We start from the raw sequence: 9,499 nt of genomic DNA on the forward strand, positions 1-9,499 counted from the left end.
TGCCGCACGGCCATGAGGGCCGACCGGCGCCATCGCGGCTGAAGCCGCTCCTACATTATCAAACGCTCAGGCCAGGCGCGTGCCGATCCAGGCCCGCAGGTCGGCGATCTCCTGCGCGCACACCTGGTGCGCCATCGGGTAGCGATGCCAGTCGACGCCGTAGCCGAGCAGCGCGAGCGCATCGCGGCTGACCGCGCCGAGCGGTTCCGGGACGACCGGATCGTGGCTCCCGTGCGCCATGAAAATCGGCACGGCCGCGTTCGCGTCGCTGCGCTCGGCCGGCGTCGACTCGCGCAGCGGCAGGTAGGTCGACAGCGCAACGATGCCGGCCAGGCGCCGCGCGTGGCGCACGCCACCGGCGAGCACGATCGCGCCGCCCTGCGAGAAGCCCGCGAGCAGGACGCGATCCGGCGCGATGCCGCGCTCGCCTTCGCGCGAGATCAGCGCGTCGAGCTCGGCGATCGATTCACGGATGCCGGCTTCGTCCTCCTTGTCCTCGATGCGCGCGCCCTTGATGTCGTACCACGCACGCATGCGCATGCCGCCATTGATCGTGACGGCCCGCACCGGCGCATGCGGGAACACGAAGCGCAACGGCGGCCAGGTGCGGTCGACGAGCTCGGGCACGATCGGTGCGAAGTCGTTTCCGTCCGCGCCGAGGCCATGCAGCCAGATCACCGCATGGCTCGGGTTCGCGGCGGTTACGGTTTCGACACAGGGCAGCGGCGGCACGGCGGCACTCCGGCAGGGCAAGGCGCGTAGGCTGCCCGGGCGACGCCGGTTTGCCAAGCGGCGCGCGTCGGTCGGCGTGGTGGCGCGGGGCGCCTGGCGTCCTCCGCGTGCTCCATCTTCTCCGTGTCCCAGGTTCGTTCGCGGCGATGGTCGTGCCGTCCGTTCGCGTTCTCGGTTCGGCGAGCGTTCCGGCCGTCGAGACGTCCGGCCTTTGCGCGATGCTTACTTCCGGGCCGGTACGCGGCGGGCGCGAGCGGCTATCCTGTCGGCTTTGCGTACCTTGCCGGAGTTCCGTATGGATCGTCTTGCCGTCGCCTGCCTCGCCGCCCTGCTCGGCATTGCCGCCGCGCCGGCGCAGGCAGCTCCGTCGATCACGCTCGAGCAGGCCATGGCCGAGCCCGACTGGATCGGGGCGCCGGTCGAGAATCCGTACTGGGGCCTCGACGGCAAGAGCGTCTACTACGACCTCAAGCGCAGCGGCTCGCCGGTGCGTGATCGCCATCGCATCGACCTCGGCGACGGCCGCGACACGGTCGTCGAACCGGCCGCGATGGCGAACGCCGACGGTGGCGACGCGGTGTACGACCGCTCGCGCACGCGCGCCGCGTTCGTGCGCAGCGGCGACGTGTTCATGCGCGACCTCGGCAGCGGTCGCCTCGTCCAGGTCACGCGCACGCCGGACGAGGAAGCGTCCCCGCAGTTCTCGGCCGACGGTCGCAGCCTGCACTACCGGGTTGGAACCGCGTGGTTCCGCTACGACATCGCGGGCGCGATCGGCGGACCTGCCGCGATCGTCAAGGCCGAGAAGGACCCGGAAGCCCGCCAGCCCGACGACTTCGGTGCCGACCAGCTGCGCTGGTTCTCGACCTTGCGCAAGGACAAGGCCGACCGCGACGCGCGCCGGCAGCACGGCGAGGAGTTCGTCAAAGGCGATCCGACGCGCGCACCGCTGCCGTTCCATCTCGGCGACGACGTCCGCATCGAAGGCACGTCACTCTCGCCGAACGGACGCTGGATGCTCGTCGTCACGTCGCCGAAGGGCTACGAGAAGGGCAAGCAGGGCAAGCTGCAGCGCTTCGTGACCGAGTCCGGCTACGAGGAACAGGAGGACGAGCGCACGCGCGTCGGCCGCAACGACCCGGCACCGCAGTCGCTCGTGTTGCTCGACCTGCAGAAGCACACGCAGCAGGCGCTGTCCAGCGAGGACCTGCCCGGCATCCACGACGATCCGCTGGAGGCGGTGCGCGAGGAGAACGCCGCGCGCAAGCGCGAACTCCAGGCCGACGCCGGCGCCGGCGCGCACGACGGCAAGGCAGCGCCGAAGGACAAGGACAAGGACAAGGCGAGGAAGGACGAACCCGCGGCCCGCGCAATCCGCATCGTCGCCGATGCCGAGGACGGCGGCGGCGGCGGCATCGCCTGGAGCGCCGACGGAGCCGCGCTCGCGATCCAGATCCGCGCGATCGACAACAAGGATCGCTGGATCGCGACGGTGGACTTCGACCGCGGCAGGCTCGTCTGCCAGCACCGCCTCACCGATCCCGCCTGGATCAACTGGAACTTCAACGAGTTCGGCTGGGAACGCGACGACCGCACGCTCTGGTACGTGTCCGAGGAAACCGGTTTCGCCCAGCTCTACGCCAAGCGGCCCGGCGGCAAGGCGAGCGCGCTGACGAGCGGCCGCTTCGAAGTTTCCGCGCCCGCGCTTTCGCCCGACGGGCGCTGGTTCTACCTGCGCTCGAACGCGGAGGCGCCGTATCGCTACGACGTCTACCGCGTCCCGGCGGGCGGCGGCAAGCTCGAGCGCGTGACGAACCTGCACGGCATGCAGCAGTTCGCGCTGTCGCCCGACGGCAGCCGCCTCGCCGTGCTGCACTCGAGCGCCTACGTGCCCGCGCAGCTCGCGCTCGTCACGGTCGACGGCGGCGCCGTGCGTGAACTCACCGATACCCGCACGCCGGAGTACAAGGCGCGCACGTGGATCGAGCCGCGCATCGTCGAACTGCCCTCGACGCACACGAAGCAGCCGATCTACGCGAAGTTCTATCAGGCGAAGGACTTCGACGCGTCGAAGAAACATCCCGCGGTGCTGTTCGTGCATGGCGCCGGCTACACGCAGAACGTGCACGAGCAGTTCCCGTACTACTTCCGCGAGCAGATGTTCCACAACCTGCTCGTCGAGGAAGGCTACGTCGTGCTCGACATGGACTACCGCGCGAGCGAAGGCTACGGCCGCGACTGGCGCACGGCGATCTACCGCCGGATGGGCCACCCCGAGCTCGAGGACCTCGTCGACGGCGTGCACTGGCTGGAGGAGAACGCGGCGGTCGACCCGCGGCGCGTCGGCGTCTACGGCGGCTCGTACGGCGGCTTCATGACGCTGATGGCGATGTTCCGCGCACCCGAGGTGTTCCGCGCGGGCGCCGCGCTGCGCCCGGTCACCGACTGGACGCAGTACAACCACGAGTACACCTCGAACATCCTCAATACGCCGCAGCTCGACCCGATCGCGTACGAGCGCTCGTCGCCGATCGAGTTCGCCGACGGCCTGCGCGGGCCGCTGCTGATCGCGCACGGCATGATCGACGACAACGTGTTGTTCGAGGATTCGGTGCGCCTGTACCAGCGCCTGATCGAGCTGCACAAGGACGACTTCGAACTCGCCGGCTACCCGCTCGACCGCCACGGCTTCACCCACGCCGATTCGTGGCTCGACGAGTACAAGCGCATCCACAAGCTGTTCCAGGCCAATCTGCGATGAGCACGCACCCGCTCGCACGGCTCGGCCTCGCCGGCGCGCTCGCCGCGCTCGCGGGTTGCCATGCCGAGTGGGTGCGCGACCATCCGCTCGGCTGCCGCAGCGACGAGCAGTCGCTGCTGCGCGACACGCTCTACTTCGGCCGCGCGATCCCCGGCGGCGGCGAGGTCGACGAAGCCGCCTGGCAGCGCTTCGACGACGAGGTGCTCGCACACGCGTTCCCGCGCGGCTACACCACGCTCGACGCGCGCGGCCACTGGCTCGGCGACGACGGCGCGCCGGTCAGCGAGGCGAGCCGCGTCGTCGTGATCGTGCACGACCGCGACGCGCCGAGCGAGGCCGCGCTGCGCACGGTCGTCGCAGCCTATCGCGAGCGATTCCGCCAGGATGCGGTGCTGCGCGAGCGCACGGCGGCGTGCGTGGCGTTCTGACGCGCGTCAAGGCGCGGGTCAGGATGGACGCACGCCGGAAGCGGCTCGCCCGCTGCGCGGCTTGCCGCGCACTACACCAGCCGATCGTACGCACGGAATGCGCGTAGGGCGGCTCGACGCGAAGGGCGCAGCCGTCGCGGCATCACACCGGCGCGGAGTCCGCACAGCCCGGTTCAGCGCCCCACCACGCGCAGATGCCTGCGCGGCGCCACCTTCGCCCGCTGACGCTTCGCCTTGTCGGGTTCGTACACCATGTAGACGTCCGCACGCTGGTAATGGCTGCCCGGCCGCGGCGCCGGGTGGTGCACGAAACCGCCGCTCTCGTACAGCTGCAGCGCAGGGCCGAGGCGCTTGCTCGATTCGAGGAACAGCGTGCGGCCGCGACGGCGCCCGAATTCGGCGATCGCGCCGTCGAGCAGCGTGCGGCCCGCGCCGAAGCCGCGAAAGCCGCTTTCGACCGCCATCTTCGACAGCTCGTACACGCCGGGCGCCTCCTTGAGCAGCGCGCAGGTGCCGATCACTTCGCCGTCGAGCGTCGCGAACAGGATCGTGCCGCCCGGTTCGATCACGTGCGTCTGCGGATCGCCGAGCACGGCGCGGTCGACGTCCTCGAGCGTGAACCAGCGCTGCAGCCACTCGACGTTGAGGCGCTCGAAGTGCGGCGCCCATTCCGGCCGGTACGGCTCGATCCCGATCGTCGCGCCCTTCAGGCGCGCATGGTGCGAGCGGATGTCGGCAGCAAGGCGACCGCTGGCGATGTCGGCCTCGAACGCGCCGAGTGCGTCGAGCAGCGTGCCGCCGCCGCGTGCAGCCGCGGCCGCTGCGGCGCGGCGGATCGCGCACCACACCGGGCCGAGGCGATCGAGCTTGCGTTCCGCCTCGGCCGAGAGTTCCAGCACGCCGCGCCGCGCGTCGCTGCGATCGGTGCGGCGCGTGATCCAGCCCTGCGCGCGCAGCTTCGCCGCGAGCTGGCTTACCGCGGGATGCGTCTGGCCGATGGCCGCGGCGATCTCGGTGACCGAGGCCGGCCCGCGCACCTGCAGGTAGCGCAGCACCGGGAACCAGTGCGCGTCGAGGTCATGTCCGGCCTCGCGATAGGCTGCGTTGGCCGCCGCATAGAGGCTCTCGCTGACCGCCTTGAGCCGGCTGCCGAGCGCGAGCTCGCCTTGCGCGTGCAGGAACATCATCACTCGTCCGTCGGCTGTTACGTAAGTGCTTACGTTAGCGTTTCGGGAAGGCTCGCGCAAGACTGCCGCCGGCGTCGCCGGCGACGTAGCATGGCCATGCGGCGAAACCGCCGCGCGACGGCGAACCCCATGGCGAAACCTTCGATCGTGCTGCGCCGCGTCGATGACGCGTCACTCGTCGCGACGGCGCGCACCTTGTTCCGCGAGTACGCCGGGGCGATCGGCGTGGATCTCGAATACCAGGGCTTCTCGGCCGAACTCGCCGGCCTGCCCGCGCCGTACGTCGGGCCGGACGGCGCGCTGTTCCTCGCGTTCGTCGACGGCGCCGCCGCCGGCTGCGCGGCCTTGCGCCGCTACGACGCGCGCAGCGGCGAGATGAAGCGCCTCTACGTGCGCGACGCTTGCCGCGGGTTCGGGCTCGGCGCGCGTCTCGTCGATGCGATCGTCGACGCCGCGCGCGTCGCCGGCTACACCGAACTGCGCCTCGACACGCTCGCGAGCATGACGTCCGCGCAGGCGCTCTACCGCCGCCTCGGCTTCATCGAGACACCGCCCTACGGCGACGCGCACATCGCCGGCACGCGCTTCTACGCGCTCAGGCTCGCGCAGTAGCAGGGGTGCAGCGCAGCGGGGCGCGGAGCGGCGCGCGCGTGCGCGAACGGCACGGCACGGCGTCGAGGAGTCGACGCATGGCGGGCTGCCTCGATCACTCGACCCGCTCGTCCGTCAGCGCGCGAAGAACAGGCGCGCGAGCTCCGCGCCCGGATCGGGTGCGCGCATGAACGCCTCGCCGACGAGGAACGCGTCGACGCCCGCGTCGCGCATGCGCGCGACATCGGCCGGCGCGTGGATGCCGCTTTCGGTCACGAGCACGCGGCCTTCGTCGACGCGCCCGCGCAGGCGCAAGGTCGTGTCGAGCGAGGTTTCGAACGTGCGCAGGTTGCGGTTGTTGATGCCGACGAGCGGCGCAGGGATGTCGAGCGCGCGCTCGAGCTCGCGTTCGTCGTGCACCTCGACGAGCACGTCGAGGTCGAGTTCGGCCGCGACGAGGGCGAGGTCGAGCAGCGCGGCGTCGTCGAGTGCGGCCACGATGAGCAGGATCGCGTCGGCGCCGATCGCGCGCGCTTCGTAGACCTGGTACGCGTCGATCGTGAAGTCCTTGCGCAGCACCGGCAGCGTGCACGCGGTGCGCGCCTGCTGCAGGTACGCCTCGCTGCCCTGGAAGAAATCGGCGTCCGTGAGCACCGACAGGCACGCGGCGCCTGCGGCGGCATAGCTCGCCGCGATCGCGGCCGGGTCGAAGTCCGGGCGGATCACGCCCTGCGACGGGCTCGCCTTCTTCACCTCGGCGATCACCGCGGGCAGGCCGGCTTCGAGCTTCGCCTCGATCGCGGCGGCGAAGCCGCGCGTCGGTGCGAGTCCGGCGACCCGCGACGCGAGTTCGGCGAGCGGCACGCGCGCACTGCGCTCGGCGATCTCCTCGACCTTGCGCGCGAGGATGCGTTGCAGGATGTCGCTCATGCGCGACCCTCGGCGGCCAGCGCGCGCGTCGCCGCGACGAACGCGTCGAGCTTCGCGCGCGCGGCGCCGCTCGCGACGACCGCGCGCGCGCGCTCGATGCCGTCCTGGATCGAGCCGGCGAGGTCGGCCGCGTACAGCGCCGCACCCGCGTTGAGCAGCACGATGTCGCGCGCGACGCCGGGCGTGTCGTCGAGCGCCTCGAGCAGCAGCGCCTTCGATTCGAGCGCGTGCGCGACGCGCAGGTTGCGGCTCGACGCCATCACCAGGCCGAAATCCTCCGGCTCGATCACGTACTCGCGCACATCGCCGTCGCGCAATTCGCCGACCATCGTCGCCGCGCCGAGCGAGATCTCGTCCATGCCGTCGCGGCCCCAGACGACGAGCGCGTGGCGCGCGCCTAGCTGCTGCAGCGCGCGCACCTGGATGCCGACGAGATCGGGATGGAACACGCCCATGAGGATGTTCGGCGCGCCCGCGGGATTGGTCAGCGGCCCGAGGATATTGAACAGCGTGCGTACGCCGAGTTCCTTGCGCACGGGCGCGACGACCTTCATCGCCGGATGGTGGTTCGGCGCATACATGAAGCCGATGCCGGTCTGCGCGAAGCAGCGCGCGACCTGCGCAGGATCGAGGTCGATCGACGCGCCGAGCGCCTCGAGCACGTCGGCGCTGCCCGACTTCGACGACACGCTGCGATTGCCGTGCTTGGCGACTTTCGCGCCCGCGGCCGCGGCGACGAACATGCTCGCGGTCGAGATGTTGAACGTGTGCGCGCCGTCGCCGCCGGTGCCGACGATGTCGACGAAGTGCGCGGGCGCGCCGACGTCGACCCTCGCGGCGAGCTCGCGCATCACGCGCGCGGCGCCGGTGATCTCGCCGATCGTCTCCTTCTTCACGCGTAGGCCCGCGACGATCGCGGCGACGAGCGTCGGCGACACCTCGCCGCGCATGATCTGGCGCATCAGGTCGACCATCTCGTCGTGGAAGATCTCGCGGTGTTCGATCGCGCGTTGCAGCGCTTCCTGCGGTGTGATCGGCATGGGTCGGTTCGGGTTCGCGCTCAGCGCACGCGGTAGCGGATGGAGTGGATGTCGGCGCGTCCGCGTCCACCGGGACGTTCGCCGGAGAACAGCAGCACGCCCGGATGCGCCGGATCGGTCGACGGACCGAGGATCCAGCCGCCGTCGACGTCGACGCGCGCGTCGAGTCGCTGCGCGCGCACGTAGCGGTCGCCGTCGCGCACGGCCGACCACAGCGCGATCGGTGCGTTCTCGACGTCGTCCGATCGCGCGAACACGAGCACGCGACCGCCGTCGAGCCAGGCCGCGTCGAAGTCGTCGCCGGCGCCGTTGACCTCGCCCGCGAGCGGTACGGCAGGCTGCCACGCGCCGTCGCGCCAGGTGCTCGTGAACAGGTCGTGGCGGCCTGCGCCGCGGCGGCCGTTCGTCGCGAACAACAGCGTGCGGCCGTCCGCGGACGGGGTCGGCGCCCATTCGTCGCCGGCCGAATTGACGCCCGCGCCGAGGTTCGCCGGCGTGCCGAACGCCGCCGTCGCGGGATCGAACGCGACCTGCCAGAGGTCGTCGCCGCCGTAGCCGCCGGCGCGATTGGAGAAGAAATAGACGCTGCGACCGTCGGCCGCGAACGCGGGATCGAATTCGTTCGCAGGCGTGTCGAATGCGACCGCGACCGGCGCGCTCCACGCGCCGTCGCGACGCCGCGAGATCCAGATGTCCCAACCACCCGCGCCGCCGGGCCGGTTCGTGCTGCCCCAGAGCACGTTGTCACCGTCGGGGCTCACTGCCGCGCGGATTTCCGAATACTCCGACGAGACGACGCCCGGCAGGAACACGGACGCGTCGCCGACGAGCTCGAAGGCGACCTCATGCACGGGCTTCGCCGCGCAGGCCGCGAGCAAGGCGCTCGCGACGACGACGGACAGGACATGGCGTGCGCGCATCGCTCCCTCCAGAGTGCGGCGGCATCACGCCGCTTTCGGCAACGCCTGCGCGAGGAAATTGCGCAGCATCGCGTGGCCGTGTTCGGTGAGGATCGACTCGGGGTGGAACTGCACGCCTTCGATCGGCAGGCTGCGGTGGCGCAGGCCCATGATCTCGTCGCGCGAGCCATCCGCGTGCTCGGTCCACGCGGTGACTTCGAGGCAATCGGGCAGCGACGACTGCTCGACCACGAGCGAGTGGTAACGCGTCGCCTCGAACGGATTGGGCAGGCCGCGGAACACGCCCTGGCCCGCGTGATGGATCGGCGAGGTCTTGCCGTGCATGATCTCCTTCGCGCGGATCACGCGCCCGCCGAACGCCTGGCCGATCGACTGGTGGCCGAGGCAGACGCCGAACACGGGCACCTCGCCGCCGAGCCGCTGCAGCACCTCGAGCGACACGCCGGCGTCGTCCGGCGTACCGGGGCCGGGCGAGATCACGATCGCCGACGGCCGCAGCGCGCGCAGCGCGGGTAATGTCATCTCGTCGTTGCGGATCACGCGCACGTCCTCGCCGAGCTCGCCGAAGTACTGCACGAGGTTGAACGTGAACGAGTCGTAGTTGTCGATCATCAACAGCATGCGGACGCCCATCGGGACCGGAGCCGGAACGCGAGTATACGGCCTATCGACGGCACGCCCCGATACGGGCGCGGCGCGCTCAGGCCGCGTCCGGAGCGGAGGGCGCGGTCGCGCGCGGCGGGAACCAGCGCTCGAGGCCGTCGACCGCCTCGCACATGCTGCGCGCGATCTCGCGTTCGCCCATGACCGCGGCGTCGGCGCCGGCGCCGAGCAGATAGGCGACCTCGTCGTCCGAATGCGCGCGCGCCAGCACGGCGATCGACGGATTCGCCTCGCGCGCGTGGCGGAT

The 9,499-nt window shown here is 71.1% G+C and carries 10 protein-coding genes; 3 read left to right on the forward strand and 7 right to left on the reverse strand.

What is annotated here, in order from left to right:
- Positions 1–66: 66 nt before the first annotated feature.
- A complete protein-coding gene (locus VI238_RS09380) occupies positions 67–732 on the reverse strand; it encodes a carboxylesterase (RefSeq protein WP_331650718.1) in 666 nt (221 codons plus the stop codon).
- A 295-nt stretch (positions 733–1,027) separates the two neighbouring features.
- On the opposite strand from VI238_RS09380, the gene VI238_RS09385 reads away from it, so the two are divergent.
- Together VI238_RS09385 and VI238_RS09390 are read left to right on the forward strand one after the other, a co-directional pair.
- Positions 1,028–3,493 (forward strand): S9 family peptidase, encoded by a 2,466-nt coding sequence (locus tag VI238_RS09385; RefSeq protein ID WP_331650719.1) that lies wholly within the window; start codon positions 1,028–1,030, stop codon positions 3,491–3,493.
- Positions 3,490–3,921, forward strand: a complete 432-nt coding sequence (locus VI238_RS09390; protein WP_331650721.1) for a DUF3574 domain-containing protein — start codon at positions 3,490–3,492, stop codon at positions 3,919–3,921. The genes VI238_RS09385 and VI238_RS09390 overlap by 4 nt, the downstream gene beginning before the upstream one ends.
- Positions 3,922–4,094: 173 nt before the next feature.
- Here the strand turns inward: VI238_RS09390 and VI238_RS09395 are convergent, their stop codons facing one another.
- Positions 4,095–5,108 carry a bifunctional helix-turn-helix transcriptional regulator/GNAT family N-acetyltransferase gene (locus VI238_RS09395; RefSeq protein WP_331650722.1) on the reverse strand — a complete coding sequence of 338 codons (1,014 nt, stop codon included), beginning with the start codon at positions 5,106–5,108 and terminating at the stop codon, positions 4,095–4,097.
- A gap of 129 nt (positions 5,109–5,237) precedes the next feature.
- On the opposite strand from VI238_RS09395, the gene VI238_RS09400 reads away from it, so the two are divergent.
- Positions 5,238–5,720 (forward strand): GNAT family N-acetyltransferase, encoded by a 483-nt coding sequence (locus VI238_RS09400; RefSeq protein WP_331650724.1) that lies wholly within the window; start codon positions 5,238–5,240, stop codon positions 5,718–5,720.
- A 114-nt stretch (positions 5,721–5,834) separates the two neighbouring features.
- Here the strand turns inward: VI238_RS09400 and trpC are convergent, their stop codons facing one another.
- The 5 genes from trpC to VI238_RS09425 all read right to left on the reverse strand — a co-directional run.
- On the reverse strand, positions 5,835–6,629 hold the full coding sequence (gene trpC, locus VI238_RS09405; protein ID WP_331650726.1) for an indole-3-glycerol phosphate synthase TrpC: 795 nt from the start codon (positions 6,627–6,629) through the stop codon (positions 5,835–5,837).
- Positions 6,626–7,669, reverse strand: a complete 1,044-nt coding sequence (trpD, locus tag VI238_RS09410; RefSeq protein ID WP_331650727.1) for an anthranilate phosphoribosyltransferase — start codon at positions 7,667–7,669, stop codon at positions 6,626–6,628. The genes trpC and trpD overlap by 4 nt, the downstream gene beginning before the upstream one ends.
- Before the next feature lie 20 nt (positions 7,670–7,689).
- Positions 7,690–8,589, reverse strand: coding sequence for a hypothetical protein (locus VI238_RS09415; protein WP_331650728.1), 900 nt, complete (start codon positions 8,587–8,589; stop codon positions 7,690–7,692).
- Between the two features lie 24 nt (positions 8,590–8,613).
- Positions 8,614–9,210 carry an aminodeoxychorismate/anthranilate synthase component II gene (locus tag VI238_RS09420; protein WP_331650730.1) on the reverse strand — a complete coding sequence of 199 codons (597 nt, stop codon included), beginning with the start codon at positions 9,208–9,210 and terminating at the stop codon, positions 8,614–8,616.
- A gap of 79 nt (positions 9,211–9,289) precedes the next feature.
- Positions 9,290–9,499, reverse strand: a 210-nt coding sequence (locus VI238_RS09425) for a hypothetical protein (protein WP_414650049.1), incomplete at its 5' end; no start/stop codon positions are given.

It is taken from the genome of Dokdonella sp., from assembly GCF_036518555.1.
In the GTDB taxonomy this organism is placed as follows: domain Bacteria; phylum Pseudomonadota; class Gammaproteobacteria; order Xanthomonadales; family Rhodanobacteraceae; genus Dokdonella_A.

Coding starts and splice junctions, on each gene's coding strand:
- VI238_RS09385 (WP_331650719.1), top strand. CDS start 1,028: ATGGATCGTCTTGCCGTCGCCTGCCTCGCCGCCCTGCTCGGCATTGCC.
- VI238_RS09390 (WP_331650721.1), top strand. CDS start 3,490: ATGAGCACGCACCCGCTCGCACGGCTCGGCCTCGCCGGCGCGCTCGCC.
- VI238_RS09395 (WP_331650722.1), bottom strand. CDS start 5,108: ATGATGTTCCTGCACGCGCAAGGCGAGCTCGCGCTCGGCAGCCGGCTC.
- VI238_RS09400 (WP_331650724.1), top strand. CDS start 5,238: ATGGCGAAACCTTCGATCGTGCTGCGCCGCGTCGATGACGCGTCACTC.
- trpC (WP_331650726.1), bottom strand. CDS start 6,629: ATGAGCGACATCCTGCAACGCATCCTCGCGCGCAAGGTCGAGGAGATC.
- trpD (WP_331650727.1), bottom strand. CDS start 7,669: ATGCCGATCACACCGCAGGAAGCGCTGCAACGCGCGATCGAACACCGC.
- VI238_RS09415 (WP_331650728.1), bottom strand. CDS start 8,589: ATGCGCGCACGCCATGTCCTGTCCGTCGTCGTCGCGAGCGCCTTGCTC.
- VI238_RS09420 (WP_331650730.1), bottom strand. CDS start 9,210: ATGCTGTTGATGATCGACAACTACGACTCGTTCACGTTCAACCTCGTG.